This window comes from Photobacterium toruni (assembly GCF_024529955.1).
Taxonomy (GTDB): Bacteria; Pseudomonadota; Gammaproteobacteria; order Enterobacterales; family Vibrionaceae; genus Photobacterium; species Photobacterium toruni.
In genome coordinates, this window is sequence record NZ_AP024855.1 from 1,096,705 (window position 1) to 1,116,116 (window position 19,412).

15 protein-coding genes are annotated in these 19,412 nt (G+C 38.8%); 5 read left to right on the forward strand and 10 right to left on the reverse strand.

What is annotated here, in order from left to right; translation table 11 throughout:
* The first annotated feature begins 78 nt into the window (after positions 1–78).
* The 3 genes from pnuC to OC457_RS19030 all read left to right on the forward strand — a co-directional run bounded on the left by pnuC (position 79) and on the right by OC457_RS19030 (position 2,368).
* The gene (gene pnuC, locus OC457_RS19020; protein ID WP_080173827.1) at positions 79–807 is read left to right on the forward strand and encodes a nicotinamide riboside transporter PnuC; all 729 of its coding nucleotides are present in this window, start codon (positions 79–81) and stop codon (positions 805–807) included.
* Positions 804–1,538, forward strand: coding sequence for a nucleoside phosphorylase (locus OC457_RS19025; RefSeq protein WP_080173826.1), 735 nt, complete (start codon positions 804–806; stop codon positions 1,536–1,538). The genes pnuC and OC457_RS19025 overlap by 4 nt, the downstream gene beginning before the upstream one ends.
* A gap of 134 nt (positions 1,539–1,672) precedes the next feature.
* A complete protein-coding gene (locus OC457_RS19030) occupies positions 1,673–2,368 on the forward strand; it encodes a Crp/Fnr family transcriptional regulator (RefSeq protein WP_080173824.1) in 696 nt (231 codons plus the stop codon).
* A gap of 87 nt (positions 2,369–2,455) precedes the next feature.
* On the opposite strand, the gene OC457_RS19035 is transcribed toward OC457_RS19030, so the two are convergent.
* Positions 2,456–4,561 (reverse strand): S9 family peptidase, encoded by a 2,106-nt coding sequence (locus OC457_RS19035; RefSeq protein WP_080173823.1) that lies wholly within the window; start codon positions 4,559–4,561, stop codon positions 2,456–2,458.
* Between the two features lie 385 nt (positions 4,562–4,946).
* Here OC457_RS19035 and OC457_RS19040 point away from each other — a divergent pair, with 385 nt between their 5' ends.
* Both OC457_RS19040 and OC457_RS19045 read left to right on the forward strand, forming a co-directional pair.
* Positions 4,947–5,465 (forward strand): hypothetical protein, encoded by a 519-nt coding sequence (locus tag OC457_RS19040; RefSeq protein ID WP_144379581.1) that lies wholly within the window; start codon positions 4,947–4,949, stop codon positions 5,463–5,465.
* A gap of 155 nt (positions 5,466–5,620) precedes the next feature.
* Positions 5,621–7,246, forward strand: coding sequence for a sulfatase (locus OC457_RS19045; RefSeq protein WP_080173820.1), 1,626 nt, complete (start codon positions 5,621–5,623; stop codon positions 7,244–7,246).
* 255 nt (positions 7,247–7,501) lie between these two features.
* Here the strand turns inward: OC457_RS19045 and OC457_RS19050 are convergent, their stop codons facing one another.
* From OC457_RS19050 to OC457_RS19090, 9 genes are all read right to left on the reverse strand, one after another.
* Entirely contained in the window at positions 7,502–8,494 is a 993-nt protein-coding gene (locus OC457_RS19050; RefSeq protein ID WP_080174003.1) for a succinylglutamate desuccinylase/aspartoacylase family protein, read from the reverse strand.
* A 16-nt stretch (positions 8,495–8,510) separates the two neighbouring features.
* Positions 8,511–10,040, reverse strand: a complete 1,530-nt coding sequence (gene yfcC / locus OC457_RS19055) for a putative basic amino acid antiporter YfcC (protein ID WP_080174002.1) — start codon at positions 10,038–10,040, stop codon at positions 8,511–8,513.
* A 211-nt stretch (positions 10,041–10,251) separates the two neighbouring features.
* Entirely contained in the window at positions 10,252–11,187 is a 936-nt protein-coding gene (locus OC457_RS19060; RefSeq protein WP_080173818.1) for a LysR family transcriptional regulator, read from the reverse strand.
* Positions 11,188–11,250: 63 nt separating this feature from the next.
* Positions 11,251–13,089 (reverse strand): glycoside hydrolase family 13 protein, encoded by a 1,839-nt coding sequence (locus OC457_RS19065; RefSeq protein ID WP_080173816.1) that lies wholly within the window; start codon positions 13,087–13,089, stop codon positions 11,251–11,253.
* Between the two features lie 90 nt (positions 13,090–13,179).
* Entirely contained in the window at positions 13,180–15,153 is a 1,974-nt protein-coding gene (locus tag OC457_RS19070) for an amylo-alpha-1,6-glucosidase (protein WP_080173815.1), read from the reverse strand.
* 85 nt (positions 15,154–15,238) lie between these two features.
* Entirely contained in the window at positions 15,239–15,862 is a 624-nt protein-coding gene (locus OC457_RS19075) for a hypothetical protein (RefSeq protein WP_080173813.1), read from the reverse strand.
* Between the two features lie 91 nt (positions 15,863–15,953).
* Positions 15,954–17,090, reverse strand: a complete 1,137-nt coding sequence (locus tag OC457_RS19080; RefSeq protein WP_080173811.1) for an ABC transporter ATP-binding protein — start codon at positions 17,088–17,090, stop codon at positions 15,954–15,956.
* The gene (locus OC457_RS19085; protein WP_080173809.1) at positions 17,090–18,004 is read right to left on the reverse strand and encodes a sugar ABC transporter permease; all 915 of its coding nucleotides are present in this window, start codon (positions 18,002–18,004) and stop codon (positions 17,090–17,092) included. The genes OC457_RS19080 and OC457_RS19085 overlap by 1 nt, the downstream gene beginning before the upstream one ends.
* Positions 18,004–19,302 carry an ABC transporter permease subunit gene (locus OC457_RS19090; protein ID WP_080173808.1) on the reverse strand — a complete coding sequence of 433 codons (1,299 nt, stop codon included), beginning with the start codon at positions 19,300–19,302 and terminating at the stop codon, positions 18,004–18,006. Before OC457_RS19090 ends, OC457_RS19085 begins: the two co-directional genes overlap by 1 nt.
* Positions 19,303–19,412: the final 110 nt, after the last annotated feature.

The window sequence follows — 19,412 nt, forward strand, 5'->3', positions numbered from 1 at the left end:
GGACAAATGTCCTCATCTTTAGTAAATATACCTTTTACAATTACTTCAAATTATTAATAAGAACAAAAGGATTAACTGATGGATTTTCTTTCTTGGTTTGATATCAATAACACCCTTGTCAATTTTCCAATCGGTGACGGTTATGCAATGTCATGGATTGAAGCAATTGGTACTGTTTTTGGTCTGCTATGTATTTGGTTTGCCAGTAAAGAAAAAACGATAAATTTCTTTTTTGGTCTTATTAATGTCACCTTATTTTGTATTATTTTCTTCCAAATTCAATTGTATGGATTGTTGTTACTGCAAGTATTCTTCTTTGTTGCCAATATTTATGGTTGGTTCGCATGGACAAGACCAACCAGTGAGGGAGACCACTTAGAAGTTCGATGGTTAAGTAAGCAAAAATTAGCCATGACGGTGACATTAAGTGTGATTGCGATTGGTTTACTCACGGTTTATATCAACCCAGTATTTTTTGCACTAGCTAATTTCGCCGTTGATATATTGAATGTTTTTGGTGCTAATTTAGCGGCTCCAGCATTGCAACCGGGTGCGTTCCCATTTTGGGATGCAACTATGACGGTATTGTCTATTGTTGCTCAAATTCTGATGACACGTAAATATGTTGAAAACTGGATTGTGTGGGTAGTTATTAATATCATCAGTGTTGGTTTATATGCGGTACAAGGCGTGTATGCGATGTCTATTCAGTATGCGATTCTACTCTTTGTTGCTGCAAATGGTGCGCGTTGCTGGATTGCAATTGCTAACAGAAATAAACCACAAGCTAAGAAGGTTATCGCATGAATCAACAACCTCATTTATTAATTAGTCACGGTCAAATTGCCACGAATATTTTAGTCTGCGGTGAGCCTGATAGAGTAAATCGCATTGCGGAATGTTTCTTAACAAATAGTGTGTTAATTGCTGAAAATCGTGAATACCGTATTATTAATGGTGACTATCAAGGTAAACCTGTCACATTGTGTAGTACGGGGATGGGGGCACCATCAATGATTATTGCTTTAGAAGAGCTCAAACGTTGTGGTGCTGAACATATTATCCGTGTTGGCTCTGCGGGAGCATTACAATCAAATATTGGATTAGGTGAATTAATTATTGCTGAAGGCGCGGTGCGAGATGAAGGTGGCTCTAAAGCGTATATTCCAAGTGAATTTCCGGCCATTGCGGATCATCAATTGGTTCACTTATTAAAAACAGATTTATCACAACAAAATATTAATTATCATAGTGGTATTGTACGTTCTCACGATAGTTTTTATACCGATGATGAAGATAATATTTGCGAATATTGGCATAAAAAAGGTGTGTTAGGGGCTGATATGGAAACGTCTGCCTTATTAACGGTAGGGCGTTTACGACAGTTAAAAACCGCCGCAATTCTAAATAATGTGGTGCTTTATCAGCAGAATGTAAGTGAAGGGATCAGTGCTTATGTCAATGAAGCTGAAGAAATGATTAAAGGGGAACAGTTAGCAGCTCATACTGCATTGAATGCTCTTATCAATGCTGCTTAACCCTTTTTAGTAATATCATAAAAAGCCCAATTTTTATAAATTGGGCTTTTTTAATGCATACTATAAATTTCCCCTATTCAGTGCCATAAAAACCCGCTATCTTGATTCAAAATGAAATAATAGTGATATGCACAATGCAATTAACGCCTTCTCCCTCAACACGTTTTAGTGATTATCTAACTCAACATTATGCGAGCTTTCGTCAAGCATTATATTGTTGTCAAATCGGCAGTAAACGCTACCAAATCGGCGATGCGATTATGCAACAAGGTCAGAATATTACTCAGTTAATAATAGTGCCTGTTGGACGAGTATCAATGCATATCTGTGCCGTTAATGGTCGTCGTTTTCAATTAGGGGAGATGGACTGTAATTATAATATTTTTGGTGAAATGGAGTTCTTTACTAAAACTCCCTGCCAATGGTCAGTTGTTGTTGAAGAAGCGATAGAGATTGATATTCTTGATATAAAGAAAGTAGAAAAATTACTGCTAGAACGGCCTGAGTTTAGTTTGTTTTTTGCTTCTGCATTGGCGCTTGATTACCAAGACTCGCTTGATATTTACACCTATCGATTATTACATCCAATTACTTACAATATTGCCTTTGATTTACTTCAGCATGCCCGTAATTCGATGACACTTGGGCGCTTTAATAAAGCGGATAAAGAAGCTGAACGTTTTGGTACATCAAGTCGTGTTTATCGACGCGCATTAAAGACATTGATTCAACAAGGATTAGTCGAGAAAAAAGGCATAGAGCTTATTATTGTGGATCTGACTGGGCTACAGAAGTTTGTGGATCATTTTGAGGATTATGAATTGTCGTAAGTTGTGTATTTTATTCGTTTTATAATAACCATGGCGACGGATACAGCCACCATGGTTTGTATAACGCTAATGTTATGGGTTAATAAATTATTTCTGTTCAGCCAATAGATCAATAAAGAACGCGTATTCTAGTGCGTCTTCATGAAGCGCTTTAAAGCGACCTGATGCGCCGCCGTGACCTGCTTCCATATCAACCTTAAACAACAAGCGGTTATCATTGGTCTTCATATCACGCAGCTTAGCAACCCATTTCATTGGCTCAAAATACTGCACTTGTGAGTCATGTAATCCTGTTGTCACCAATAGGTGAGGGTAGTCATGCGCGGTAATATTATCGTAAGGTGAATAGCTCAACATATAGTCGTAGTATTCTTTGTAATTTGGATTACCCCATTCGTCATACTCGTTAGTTGTTAGTGGAATTGATTCATCCAGCATTGTTGTAACAATATCAACAAACGGTACGTGGGCTGCAACACCACAGTAAAGTTCAGGTGCTTGGTTGATAATTGCCCCCATTAATAAACCGCCTGCAGAGCCACCAACAGCAAAGATCTTATCTTTCGCGCCATAGCCTTGTTCGACTAATGATCGGGTAACATCAATAAAGTCATTAAAGGTGTTTTGTTTGGTGAGTTTCTTACCGTCGTCATACCATGGACGTCCTAGCATTTCTGAGCCACGAATATGCGCAATCGCATATACAAAACCACGATCTAGTAAACTTAAACGGGTTGATGAAAAGCAGGGATCAATGATAGCGCCGTACGAACCATAACCGTATTGATATAGCGGGTTAGTGCCATCTTTTTTGAAGCAATCTTTACGATAAACTAATGAGACTGGAACAGATTTACCATCACGAGCAGGCACCATTATGCGTTCAGAGCGGTAATTGTTCGCATCAAAATCACCTAAAACTTGTGCTTGTTTTAATACAATTTTACTGCCATCACTAAGATTAAAATCATAGTGAGTACCAGGAGTAGTCATGCTTGAGTAATACAGACGTAATTTATCTGTATTAATCTCTTTATTACCGTATAGGTAAAGCGTGAATGCCTCATCATTGAAGTGTAATTGCTGTTGTTGTTGAGTATGAAGATCACATACAGTGACGCGAGTTAAACCATTTTCACGCTGCTGATATACTAGATAATCATTAAATATCTCATAATCTTCCAGCATTGCCCCTTCTTGAGCAGGGATCACATCTTGCCAATGATCTTTATTGCCAATATCTGTAGTAGCAACTTTCATTAAGCGGAAGTTAACGGCTTGATAGTTGGTTAAAATATAGAACCAGTTATCAAGCTTAGAAATACTGTATTCCAAACCCACTTCACGATCTAAGAATGAGATCGCTTGTGCATTAGCATCGTTAGCGTCAATAAAAGAGACAGCACTGGTTTCAGTGCTTGAATGCCAAATATAGATCAGTGAGTTGTCTTTACTTTTACTTATTGACGTATAAAAAGTTGGATCATTTTCTTCAAAAATCAACTGATCATCAGCTTGAGGTGTTCCTAAGCGGTGACGATAAACTTTATAGCCAAGTAGTGTTTGAGGATCTTTATGGATATAGTACAACGCTTGGTTATCATTTTGCCAAGCAACTGAGCCACTTGTACCTGTGATTTCATCAGCAAGATATTGGCCAGTAGTAAGATTTTTAATTTTGATGGTGTAAATACGACGACTTACAGTGTCTTCACCATAAGCTAATAAATTTTCATCAAGGCTGATGCTTAAATTTGATACATCATAATAATCGTGTTGTGCAGCAAGTTGGTTTAGATCGAGCAATACTTGCTTATTGGTGCCAGCAAAATCAGTTGCACGTACTGAAATTGGGTATTCATTATCACCAGAAACTTCACTTGAATAGTAATAACTGCCTTGTTTTACAGGAACAGTATTATCATCTTTAACAATACGTCCTTTTAGTTCATCAAATAATGTCTGCTGCAATGCTGTGGTGTGTGCCATTACTGCATCAGTGTAACTATTTTCGGCATTCAGGTGCGCAATAATCTCAGGATCTGTACGACTGTCATCTCTCATCCAATAGTAATCATCAATACGGGTATTATTATGGATGCTCATCTCATGAGGCACCTTCTTGGCTACGGGTGCTATAACGGCTTGAATGTTATTTTTATCATGAGGTGTTGCTGATGTTGTGTTATTCAAAGTGTGATCCTTTTGTGGCTACTGAGTGAGATAAATAGCTCAGTAATGCCAATAGATACAGCAATATTATTTGCTTTGATAATAACAATCTTGGGGCGAATATTGTTTTTTCAATCCTTAGTTTTATAAAACCAAAGGGGTAGTGATTACACCGACTGAGAGTGAGAATTAGCAATAGCGACTAGAACCGTAATTGATGATTGCATTATTGAGTTATCTATCTGAAGTTATTGGTTTTTATCATATTTATAAAATAGGGCTATAGTAGCATTCTTAGGTGACGGGAATGAATATTAATGGCTGATTAAGTGTGACTGGTGTCACAAAAAATACGGAGTAATTATTTATTATAGAATGAAATCATAGGTTAATTAATTGTAATTAAATGAAAAAAAGAACAGTTATTGCAGTCAGTATTCTTGTTTTAGTGGGAATAATTGGATCTTGGAATCTATATCGAGTGTTATTTCCATACGATATGATTCATGTTAATGGAAAAACACTACATTTAGGGCAGGTATATTCTCAACATTTATTATCTACTGTTGTTATTACAGGTGATGGCGAAACATTGTTAACCGTTACAGCACCGACGTCATCGATAGTTAAACAAGTCACAGCTATACTCAGCGATGAAGTTAATAAGGTTAATAACGAACTTTCTGTTGGCACCAAAATGCAGTTATCGACAGCTTATTTTGATACTGATATTACTCTTCATTTATCAACGAAAGTAACTTACAACGCTCAACATTATGCGGCGATTTCAGTGCCGTTAGATATTGTGACTGTAAATTATAGTGTGAATGATGAGTTACAATTTAATGATATTATTGAGTTAGTACAACGCTATAAAAATAAAACACAACAGACATTTAATCATAGTTATAATTTTATAAAATAGTAGATTCACGATAGAGTGATGTTAATAAAGCAATGATAAAAAATGATTACAGGCAAATTTGTGACGGTTGCTGGATTTTGAAATTTTATGATTGTTTGTTTTTAAAGACCATAGATACTTTCAGTTACTTTTTATTTTAACTCAAAAGAAAGTATATGAAAGTAACTAGACGTTCATTTATTCATTACGCTGCTTCAGCGTCGGTATCAGCTGCTGCATTAACTAGCATGGGAGTTATGGGGCAACCGATAGCACCTAAAAAAAATAATGTGTTGTTTATTGCTATTGATGATCTCAATGATTGGATCGGTGCATTAGGCGCACACCCACAGGCAAAAACACCTAATATTGATCGTTTGTTTCATCGCTCGACCGCATTTATCAATGCCCATTGCCAAGTACCAGTGTGTGGACCTTCACGTACTGCTTTATTAACGGGAATGAGTCCAACCACTACGGGGCTATACACTAATAAAGAATTAGGTATTAAACCCTTTGCACCTGTTGCTGAGTCGGTTTTAGGCCGCTCACCCGTTTTACCACAACATTTTAAAAATAATGGTTATTACACCATGGCATCTGGGAAAATATCTCACCATGGTACGGCAGACTTTCGTCATGCAGAGCAGTGGCATGAAGAGATACCACTCTATGTTATTGGTTCTCGTGATGCGCATATTTTTGCCAATGGCTATGGTTATGGATCATATGGTAAAGATGATCATAAATACTATCCGTTTCCTGTCGGTGGTGGACAAATTATTCAATCTGAGCATTATGGTCCAGGTACACCGGGAATGTCTTTGTGCAGTGGCGCATTAGAGCGACGAGATATACCCAACGGTGGTGTTATGCCTGATGAATATTTTGCTGATTGGACCGTTGAACGGCTAAAGAAAACCTATGATAAACCGTTTTTTATGGCGTGTGGCTTTATTCGACCGCATGTTCCTTACACTGCTCCAAAAGAGTATTTTGATTTATTCCCGCTTGATGATGTGATTGTGCCAGAAATAATAAGCAAAGAAATGGCAGATATTCCATTATATGGTAAAGCGTTAGCATTGGGGATCATTCCTAATGGTGATGCAGCTGCGGTTGAAAAAATTAATATGCGAAAAGAGTTAGTTCAAGCCTATCTTGCTTGTATTGCCTTTGTTGATGCACAAGTGGGTAAATTACTTGATACTTTAGATGCCAGTCCTCATGCTCACAATACCACGGTTATCTTTTGGGGCGATCACGGGCAGAACTTTGGTGAGCATATGAATTATCGTAAGCAAACCTTATGGGGAGAATCAACGCGAGTGCCATTATTAATCAGTGAAGCAGGGCAGAAACAAGGGCAGATATGTCGTCAAGCGGTAAGTTTACTTGATGTTTATCCCACACTTGTTGAGATGTGCGGTTTACCAAAAGTCGCCACTAATGAAGGTATTTCACTGGTGCCGTTACTTCGAAACCCAAACTTTGACCGTAAAATTCCCGTTCTAACTACTTATGGCTATCAATGTCATGCGATTCGTGATCAACGTTATACTTATATTCGTTATCGTGATGGTGGCGAAGAACTTTATGATCGCAGCGTTGATGCTGATGAACACCATAATTTAGCGTCTGATAAACAATATCAAGCGATTAAAATTAAGATGGCGCAATGGTTACCCCAAAATGATGCATTACCGTTTGGAATGAAAGACTTTGATAACGAAGGCGGTGATTTTATTACTAAGATCCTTGCCAAGTTTGAAAACAATGGTATTCCAGAATACTTGCAGTAATTTCAATTTGTTAAAAGCCACGGTGTTGCTATTAATACGGTGGTTTTTTGTTGAGCTGTAGATCATCAAGGTATTCATTTAAATAGTATGCTGGTGGATATTGGTGTAAAGGCAATTTGTAAAGTTACCCATTACACCCTAATTAGATATTATTTTTGACTGTTTAGTATCAGATTAAAAGCTATAAACGGTTATCATGTTTATAGCATTCTTTCAATTCTATTAAAAAATTAGCAGAGGTTTGAGGCTTAATGATTAATCGTGAATAAGACGGACAATTAATGCTCCTGCATCTCGTAAAGCATCAGTATTGTGGCTTAATACAATGCCATCACGAGGAGCAATATAATGTTTAACCTCATTACCAAACAGGTCATATTGTGTTGCGATAATATCGCCCTTGCTTACAGTTGCTAGCATCTCAACATTTGTGAGTGTTAGTCCACCGACATCAGCGCGAATAGATGTCACGTTATCCGCTTCTATTGCACAAGGTGTTAAGGTCGCAGCTGTTAAATGGTGTTGGTTTTTAATAACTTGCATAATTCCAATGACAGCACGATTAATTAACGTCGGTTGAGTAATCTTGCCACTACCTACTTCAACAGTGATCGCGCTAACGCCATGCTGATTCCAAACGGTTTCTAATACTCCCTGATCGCCTGGATCATTTAAAATTGCGTCAGGTGTCATTAACCTTGCCATCGCCAGTGCTGATTCAATCCGGAAATCAGCAAATACATAGAGCGGGTAACAGGTTCCCGTGGTTTGAGTATGAAGATCTATCGCAATGTCAGCATTAGGTAACAATAAATGCTGCCATAGTTGAGCAAGATAACGTTCAGCGGCATTTCCTTGGTTGTTACCAGGAAAATAGCGGTTAAGATTCACGGTAGATAAATCGTGATCAGCGCCATGAAAATCACGATGATGAACAATCCCCGATAAATTAATTGCAGGAACAATAATCACACAGCCACAAATATCAGTCTGTTGTAGCTGACGAGCCAGTTGTTGCGCAGTTAAAATACCATTAAGTTCATCGCCATGAATACCAGCGGTGATCATCACTTTTTTACCCGCTTGCTGACCTTTAAATACCCACACGGGTAAATGTTGATCTTGATTTAATGCATTAGTTGCAACATTAAACCAAAATTGGTGCTGACCAATAGCGAGATCGTCTACATTCAATGCTGAAATCACCGCAATATTATTAATAGTATCGCCTGTGAATTGGGTCGTGATCGGAGTTATCATGTAATTAATTAAATCCTGCTAGGTGAGCACAAACCACTGTCACACTTGAAGTAATGAACAGTAGCAACATAAAGCGCCAGCTAAAACGAATCCAATCACCCCAGTCAATACGACATACTCCTAATGTTCCCATTAATGATGCTGATGTTGGTACCACGATATTGGTAAAACCATCGCCTAACTGGAACGCAAGCACTGTTACTTGACGAGAAACACCAGCAATATCACCTAAAGGTGCGAGTAAAGGCATTGTAAGTGCAGCTTGACCAGAACCTGATGTTACAAAGAAATTAAACACGGATTGGAAGAGGTACATGATCCATACTGCAGCGACATCTGGAATACCACTAATTGCACCGCCAGCACTGTTTAAAATGCTATTGAGTACGCTCGGTTCATCAGCAGAGCCATCACCTAGTATTAATAAGACGCCCTTAGCACAACCAACCAGTAGGGCAGGAGCAAGCATGACTCCCGCTCCTTCTTTAAATGAACTCGCAATATCATTTAATGTCATATTATTGAGTTTGAAAATAATACCAATAATACCGGCAATAAAACCCATCGTGAAAAATTGGGATGCGATTTCAGGAATATACCATGCGTGTGCAACTACGCCCCAAACAACCCAACCTGTTGTGATTGCAACAGTAATGATCACTAAGGTATAACCGATATTCCACTGTGATTGTTTAACCTCAGCTGTTTTATCACGTAAAAACTGATCGGTTTTAAAACTATAAGATAATTCAGGGTTACGTTTTATTTTAGCGGCATAACGCATGGTAAAGATCACACCCATTAAAGTGAAACCTACCCATAATGGAATACGAACTGTCATGCCTGAAAGTACAGGGATGCCTGCAATACCTTGTGCAATAGCGACTGAGAAAGGGTTCATCCATGATGATGCAAAACCAACTTGGGTTGCAACATAAGTCACCATGACCGTTGTAATACCGTCATAACCAAGACGCAGCATGAGTGGGGCAATAATAATCGCAAAGGCTATTGCTTCTTCACCCATACCAAAAACAGCACCACCCAATGAAAACAAGACAAAGAGAACGGGAATGAATAAAAAGTCATTGCCTTTTGTTTTATGAATCAGTGCTAAAATACCCGCATCAATGGCTCCAGTACGCATAACGACACCAAAGGCTCCACCGATAACCAGCATGAACATAATGACGCCAACGGCTGATCCCCATTTGCTACCAGAAACCAAGCCCTCGAACATAAAGTTCATTAAGCCTATACCACCGCCAGCACTAAAGAATCCGACCGTGTTATAGATTTTTTCACCATTAGCATCAATGGCATATTTGAAAGATGCGGGATCAATGACATTTCGTGTTTTTTCTACACCATCGGCAATAAAGCTTACTGCATGTTGTGAAAAACTACCCGCGGGAATGAGATAAGTGAGGATGGTTGCTAACACACCCACGATAAAAATAATAATTAACGTATCAGGAACTTGCCATGATTTGTTAGTATCGGCTGTTGTTGGGTGTTCTATAGAATTTTGCAAAATATAACCCACTATTAATTGATGTTGTATGCATAAAATATCAATTATTATTCGATTATTATCAATTTGATTTTCTTGTTGTCATGATAAGTAATATTGCATAACAATTAGTATTAAAAACAAAAAAAACGAATCAAGAAGAGCAATATTACTTTTGTTTATTATCTTGCTCTTATGTTTTCTTTGATTGATATAATCAGTACATATAACGTTAAATTTTACTATTAATTTGAGGCGCTTTTTTAATTGCTTCTTTGAATTGTTCTAATAGCGCAGTACTTTGTTTATTTTGCTGACCATCTTTGTGTAAATACGCGCCAATCGTAGCTTTACTAAAACATTCTTTCATTTGTAGTGGAACAAGATTAAATTCAGCGAAGTAATCTCTCATTGTCATTGGGTAAGGCAAAATAGCATCACTGTTTTGCAGTAAATCAATGGCCGTTAGCAGTGAGTTGGTATTGTAGATAACCTTTTCTTGCAAATAGTGGCGTTTTTGAAATGTGTTTAATTCTTCATTTTGTTTTTGAACTAAATGTGAATATCGTTTTTTAGATGCCCCTAAATCAACCGATGGAAAGCGAGCAATATCTTCATTGCTACAGGTGATTTCAAGTAAAGGATGCCCTTTTCTTACATAGACTTCTTCACTGCATTGAAAAAGAGGGTGGAATAGTATGTCTTCATATTGCGCTAGGCCTAATATTTCATGACCGACAAAAATGCTGATTTCATCACTAAGTAATAAGTTCATTAATTGCAGGTGATTACCTACATCAACAGAGATATTACTGTGAGGATAGGTATCTCTAAACTCTTGCACACAATCTCGAATAAACAGCTGCCACCATGCATCACCACAGCCAATTTTGAGTTCGGTTTGATGTCGAAGCTTATTCTTTTCTAGTTTATTAAGGGTGTTCTCATAGAGGTTTTGCATCATTTTTGCTTGTTCGTAAAGTAATTCACCACTAGAGGTTAGGGTGATCCCTTTTGAGTTACGATTAAACAATTTACTGCCCAGCTTCTCTTCTAACTTCTGCATGTTGTGACTTAATGTCGGTTGACTTAAACAGAGATTATTAGCAGCTTGAGTGACGTTTTGAGTTTTAGCTACTTGAATGAATTGAATCATTAATTTAAACATAATAGCTCTTTGCTTGAATAAGAAAGAGCTATTTTATGTGGCTTACTATTTGATATCTAGCGATTACTTCTCGTTTTGATACATGGCGAAGCTAAAGGGAGCCAATGTTAGTGTTTCTTCTAATTTGCAAGCGATTTCGTTATAAATATCAAAGACATTATGATTCGATAATCCATCAGGAAGTGTAATATCAACCGCATTAGCACTGTTATTGATAACCACCGTAATGCATTCGTCTTTTAAGATTTTTTGGTAGATAAGGCATTGCTGCTCATCATCACTCATTAGCCAATTAATATTATGAACACGTAATGCAGGGTGTTGTTTGCGTAATTTGATGATCTGCATAATATGGTGTTTCATGCCCATATCATGTTTGCTTTCATCCCAAATCATGCATTTACGATTTAAGGGATCGGCTCCGCCATCTAAACCAATTTCACTGCCATAATAAATACACGGTGTGCCACTGTGGGTAAATTGGAATAAATAGGCCAGTTTTACTTTCTCTTTATTGCCATTACAACGATGAAGAATACGAGCTGTATCATGACTATCTAACAATGAAAACGCCACTTCATTGACTGCAATAGGGTAGCTTGTATTAACATCATTGACTGCATATTTGAATTGACTCGCATTGAGATTTCCGTGAGCAAAGAATCCTATCATTGCATCTGATAATGGGTAATTCATCACGGCATCAAATTGGTCACCAGCAAGCCAATTCATTGAATCATGCCACGCTTCACCTAAGATGTAGATCTCAGGTTTAATCGCTTTTAACTCATTACGAAAGCGTCGCCAGAAGCGTTGGTCAACTTCGTTGGCGACGTCTAAACGCCACGCATCAATATCAAAGTTACGTACCCAGTAGCGACCAACTTCAAGTAAGTATTCCATCACTTCTGGGTTTTCGGTATTTAACTTTGGCATGTTTTGCGCAAAGGCAAAGGCGCGATAGTTGAGATATTCTTTACTGTGTTGATCTTTTTTAGACTCGTCTACAAGAGGGAATTTATCGATATAGAACCAATCAATGTATTTTGAATCTTTACCGTTTTTAATGACATCTTGCCATTGAAGAGAATCGGCACCAATATGATTGAATACGGCATCTAGCATGACTTTCATGCCACGTTTATGAGCTTCTGTAATTAGCGCTCTTACCGTGTCGTCGTAACCAAAGGCTGGGTCAACTTTTAAATAATCAACAGTATCGTATTTGTGATTGGTTTTGCCTTCAGTAATTGGGGTGAAATATAAACCGGTAATACCAAGATCTTGCAAGTAATCAAGATGGTCAATAACGCCTTGTAAATCACCACCAAAGAAGCTGTCGATTTTTGGATCTTCAGAGCCCCAAGGAAGTGCATTGCTTGGGGAGATTGAGGGATCACCATTGGCAAAACGCTCAGGGAATATTTGATACCAAACTGTCTCTTTTACCCAATGTGGTGGGCTAAATACATCTGTTGGGTTCATGTATGGGAAGCAGTAAAAATTGAGTAATTGGCTTAATACAGGATCTGCATCATCGGTGATAGTGAAAATTTGTTTTTCAGTAACGAGCAGTGTTTCGTTGTCTTTACCTTCTAGAAGAAAAGCATAGCGAGCGCGGGAAAATCGCGGTTGCGCTTCGCAGAACCAGTAATCAAACAATTCTGTTTCACACTCTTTTTTCATGACAAAGTTTTCGCCGCCACTCCAACCCATCGCATCTTCTGCATTGAGGTTGCCGCCACCGCCACCGAATGTCCAATCGTATGGATCACCAATTCGTAATGTGGCGTTATCGACTTCGCCTTTTGCGGTACGAATGCGTAAATGAAGAGTTTCTTTATCATACATGTATGAGTAGCTAGAGTGAGAACGATGATAAATTGCGGCTTTTGTGATCATAACTAATTCCGTTTAATAAAAAACCAATCTAAATAAGCGTTAAGCAAGTATTTATCTAGATTGGTATAAGTACGTGATGGATAATCAATGTTACTTTTGAATCGTTTGTTCGTAATATTTCACAACGCGTAATACTTCACTGACGCTCCACGCTTGAGCAAAACAACCACGAGATTGACTTGGTGCGTAACCATCATAGATTTCAGCCAATTGACCAATACACCCTTCATATAGGCCATCTTGGTTATGTGCAATAAACTGCTCCACAATACGAACTAAGTCTTTATCTTGTGGGAATTGACGTAAGATCCCCATTAAGAATTGACCAATCATAAAGCCCCAAACTGTGCCTTGGTGGTAGGCCATGTCTCGGTCAAAATGCGAGCCTGTACATACTGCTTTAAATTCAGGATCACTCATTGCAAGCGAGCGTAAACCTAACGGTGAATACAACTCTTTATAAATGGTAAGAATGACTGAACGTGCTCTTTCTTGGCTTAAAATAGGGAAAGGTAAACCAACGGCATAGGCTTGATTTGGGCGGATTTGTTGATTAACTTCGCCCTCTTTAATCCAATCATTTAAGTATCCTGCATCATTGTAAAACTCATCGTTAAAGGTGGTTTTTACTTGCTCTACCAGTGCAGGTAATTCTGGCATCGGCTTATTCAGCTTTTGATTAAAGAAATTCAAAATAGAGAGCGCATTAAACCAAAGCGCGTTAATTTCTACTGCACATCCGTGTCTTGGGGTTGGTACGATATCGCCGTAACGAATGTCCATCCAAGTAAGCTGATCAAAACCGCTGCCGCCGCTGATCAAGCCGTTATCAAGCATCTTAATCTCAAAGTCAGTACCGTTACGATAATGCTGATAAATGTTAGTCATGCACTCGTATGCTTCATCACGGATAAACTCCAGATCGCCGCTCGCTTGGTAATATTCATATAAGCTAACAATGAAGAGTAGCGAGGCATCAATGGTGTTATACATTGGCTCAACCCCAGCTTCAGGGAAAAGATTTGGTAAAACGCCACGGCGTTCGTAACGGATAAAGGTACGGAAGATCTGTCTTGCGTCTTCAAATTGATTGGTCGATAAATTACAGCCCCATAATGCAATCATGGTGTCACGACCCCAATCGGCAAAGAATGGGTAGCCTGCAATGATTGATTTTGATTCAGTCGAGTCACGATCTACCACAAATTGCTCACTGGCACGAACTAATTGCTTGCCAAAAATACTGTGTAGTTTTGAGTGTTCAATGTAGGTTTGTTGACGCTTAATTTCTGCGTTAATCATTTCATCGGCAGTCTGCGCTTCTAGAGAAACGGCGCGATCTTCTTGTGCTTCAAACACAATCGAGAATTGTTCGTGCGTTTCAGTGCCTACAAAGGCAATGGTATGAAGCGCTATTTGAGCATCTGTTGCAGGACGACCATCTCGAGCATCATAAGAGAAGTAAAGACCCGCTTCATAACGAGGATTCTCTAATGCTGAATCAGCACCGTTGTGACGATACGCTAATGTCTGACCATTACTGCTGATTTTACCTTCTTGATGGGTAAATTCTTGCTGTCTTGATAGGTTCTGCCCTTTTGCACAGAAGTGGTATTTTGGTGTTACATTCAACGTAAATGCTTGTTTCAATGGATTGAATATTTGATATTTAACTGCAAGACGGTTTACCCCTTGAGCCATCACAATGGTTTTGGTGATTTCAATACCGCGAATACCATAAGTAAATTCAGGAAGATAAGTTTGACTGAAATTATCAAATAATAGCGTTGAATCGACAGTGTCATACGGGTTGACATTGGCTTGTGAAGACAGTGGGTGAGCTTCGCCACTCGCTAATGTAATGCGATCATCTAAATGACGTATAAAATTAAAGCGATTGTTTGGTGCAACAAGGCTTGCCATAAACAACGCATGATCACTTCGACTGCAAGAGCCTGCAAGAGTAAGAGAAGAATAACCACCTAGTCCATTTGTTAGCAGGTAGTTCGATTCTTCAAGGCGATCCATGTCGCGAAAATTTGCTTTAGAAAGAGAGATTTTCATGTGAACCTTACAATTAAATATCAAATGTTATCCCGTGTTTATTTTATTCACGCTCTAGGTGTTAAATTAACGAGGGAGTTTATAGTTAGCTTTTAATTTCGTTATAAACGAGTAACAGTTTTTGCACTTCACCTTGGGTATACGCGAGATCTTGGCTCTGTTCATATCCCCACAGCGAGGTAATTTGGACGTCATTTTTGGTTGGTGTTACTTTGAATGCCGCAATGCGTTCTTGCTTACTATCAGAAATGAAAAACAGATAAGGTTGAGGCTGGGTAAGCAGTGCATTGTATTGAGAAGGCGTGGTATATACGGCATTCACGGCTTTGACGTTTTGAGTGCCATAAAAGCGCTGGGCTTCGGCTAATACAGGTAATGCCATTTCTTGCAATTGTTCATAACTGCTTTCTACATGAAACGAACCGCAATCACTTGGGATTTGATCACGCAGGGCTTTGTATTGGGTATTAATGGTTTCTAGCGGCAGGCTTAAATAGTTATTTTCAAACCGTTGTGCTGAGGCAAATAACTCATCATTATTTACGCATTGTTTAAAATTTTGCTGCTGCTCAGTAAAGGTTGAGTAGTCAAAAGATGGCTTAGGAAGGCTGCTGTAAGCAATGATAAAGCCGGTAATGAAAATAACGACAGCGACAGCAATATGAAGCATATAGTCGTGAATGCGTTGAAGTTGGCCGCGAAAATTCAAAATGTGATTCCTTTCTTTACGGTGTAAATATGTGCTATCAAGTACGGTTTATTGCCCTCAATGGAGAGAGGGCAATAAAAGTGGTTATGTTCTATTTCTTAAATTCAGCAGATTTGATTGAGTACTTGATGGACTCTTCCGTCTCAGTATCAAAGAAATGCAGCTTGGTGTTATCGATAACTAAGGTGATTTTTTCATCGATCTCTACATCTGGTTCACCGGTGCCCAGTGTGCCTACAAACATGTTCATTGGTGCGGCATTAAAGAACACGTTGATCGCATCGCCTAAGTATTCGCTGTTAAGTGCGGTGACTTCAAAACAACAATCAGGGAACGCATCGCGGTATTTCTTGCCAGAACGAATGGCACTAGAGCGTGCGCCTAACGTCACTGATTTTCCGTTGTAGCCTGTGTCGTTTAAGATCTGTTGGTCACTTTCATTTAAGGTAATCGTGAAAGAAGGACACATGAACTGGCCACCTTCGTACATTCCTTCAATAAGGTTCATTGATGGCATACCCATGAAAGTCGCAACAAAACAGTTTTTAGGGTTAGTAAATAGCTCTTTTGGAGAACCAATTTGCTGAACTTCACCCATCGACATTAATACGATGCGATCCGCCATGGTCATTGCTTCAACTTGATCATGAGTTACGTAAATGGTGATTGCGCCCTTAGCTCTGTGCATACGAGAAATTTCAGTACGGGTTGTAGTACGTAACTTCGCATCCAAGTTACTTAACGGTTCATCCATTAGGTACAGTTTAGGGGTACGAACCATGGCACGGCCTAAAGCCACACGTTGACGCTGTCCGCCTGACAACTCTTTTGGTTTACGCTCTAGGTACTCTTTTAAAAATAAATCGTCAGAAATATTATCAACCGAGTTTTTAATCTCATCACTTGGGTAATTACGTAATTTTAAGCCGTAACCAATGTTGTCTCGTACCGACATGTGTGGGTACAGCGCGTAGCTTTGGAATACCATCGCAATATCACGATCTTTTGAGCTGACATCATTGACTACTTTGCCATCGATAATGAATTCGCCATCGGTAATGTCTTCTAAGCCAGCAATCATACGTAGGGTGGTGGATTTACCACAGCCTGATGGCCCGACAAGAACAATGAATTCCCCTTCTTCAATATCGAGATTGAAATCCCGTACCGAGCAGGTATCAGAATTTGGGTATTTTTTATTGATGTTTCTTAATGAAATTTTGCTCATTAGCCTTTTACTCCACCAGACGTTAAGCCGCCCACGATATAATCTTGAAATTTATAGAAAACGAGAACAGGCGGAATTGCTGCTAAGACCGCGCCTGCTGCGAATACGTTGTAGCTAGATTCTTTGATGTTATTGATAAGACCCATAAGACCAACTGCCAGTGTTTTCGCTTCTGAATCCATACTTGCAATCAGGAACTTAGGCATGATGATGTCGCCAATTGGACCTAAGAAGCAGAAGATGGCGATAACCATGATCATTGGTTTAACTAATGGTAATAGGATCTCTTTGAAGATCTGCAGTTGAGTTGCACCATCAATTTTTGCGGATTCATCTAACGCACGAGGAATCGAATCGTAATAACCTTTCATTAAAATCGTATTCATTGTGATGCCACCTGTGGTGTAGATGAGGATCATAAAGATATACGTATATAGTGTGGCGTTGGCTGAGCTGTAAATACCGATAGAATTCGCAATTGCATACAGAGCAATTAAGCCACTGCCTGATGGAATGATTTGAATGATCAGCAATGACATTAATGCACTCTTACGTGATTGGTAACGATAACGAGAGTAAACAAACCCCGAAATGGTCACGATAAACGTAGAGAGGATCATGGTAATTATCGATACTAAGAAGGTATTGCGATACCAACTTAAATAAGGCGTATTATTGAAAAGATGGATAAAATTCTCAGTTAAACTGAAATTCTCAGGAAAGAACGAGGTAGAGTAGAGCGAGTTACTGACGTTAAACGCACTCATTAATGTCACTAAAATCGGGTACAGAATGATCACTGCCATAGAAATTAGAAACGCATAACTAAAGATAACACCCATATTTTTAGTAATAACGTGGCGGTTTAAACGTTTCACTTTGATTTGGCGCGCTAAAGGGATTGCACTGTCCATTACATAACCTCCTCATTTTTAAAGGCACCTGCTTTTAGCCATGAATACAAGACTACGGCACCGACAACAGTACTGGTGATTAAGGTGTATACCGCCGCTTCGTTGTATTTCGCATCCATCATTAAACGGAAACCTAAAGATGAAATGGTATCGAGCGGTTTGTAGATTGACCCAACGGTTTGAACTGTCGCTTCACCCAACATGTATACAATGGTGACGTTATTAAAGTTGAAGGTAAATTGGGTAATAAATACCGGAGCAACACTTATTAATATCAAGGGGAGAGTGATATCGAAGAAATTGGTCCATGCGTTACCGCCATCGATTGCACTCGCTTCATATAAATCATCAGGAATGGTTTGTAATACGCCCGTTACTAGAATAAATACATAAGGGAAGCCTAACCACGCTTGGATTAAGATAATGGTAATTTTGGCGTAATCAGCGTTTAGGAAAAAGCCAATAGCAGTGCTTACATCGTATTCATTACCTGTGAAAAATGGAATAACCATGGTGTTCATGCCACCAATCTTTGAGAAGAAAAGTTGGAAAACAAGAATGGTTAAAAAAGCAGGAACCGCCCAAGGTAAAATGTACACAGTGCGAAAGAACTTCTTTCCTCTGATGTGCTTATTGTTTGCAACAACTGCAAGAACAGTACCGAGAACGATGGTGAGTGCTGAAGCACAGAAAGTCCATGTAAGAGTCCAAGATAACGTTTCTTGAAATGCTGCCGCTGTTCGCTCATTAGTGAACAGACGTTCAAAGTTGGTAAAGCCTTTCCATTCAATAAGAAATGCTGGTGGTAAAACAGGGCGTTTAAAGTTAGTAAAAGCAACGACAATAGAAACAATTGCAGGTAATAAAGCAAAAACAAACAGTAAGATAAACTTAGGTGCAGTAATGAGATTAGGTACGATTTCGTGTGATAACCCACGTACTTTTTCAGTAAAGGTAATCGCAAAACCAGATTCATCTATCTGTCTTTTTACATCTTTTGCATCACGAGCAAAAGCGTAATGTAATGCGAAAAAGACCAAGATCATCATTGCGCCAACGGTTGAACCTACCATAATAAGGAAAGAATCATCGACAAAGCGCTCTGCACCGATGGTGATTTTCCCATTAGGTTGTTTGACAGCCAATAGACGGAAATTAGGCAGGGTAAATTGAATAAAAACCAATATCTCTAAAGCCAATATAGAGAATCCAAATAGTGCTTCTCGTGTTCGATGTAGTGCAAAATGGCCACTACCTGGAATCAGCATAGAGAGCCAGAATATAAACGGTTGACTCATGTAAATAACCTACTTATTTATTAATGTTGTGTAGATATGCCATGTCTTTGTATTGCACGATGCTGAGTGGTTCCGCATCGTGCAAATAGATCAAGAATTAAAGTGGCGTG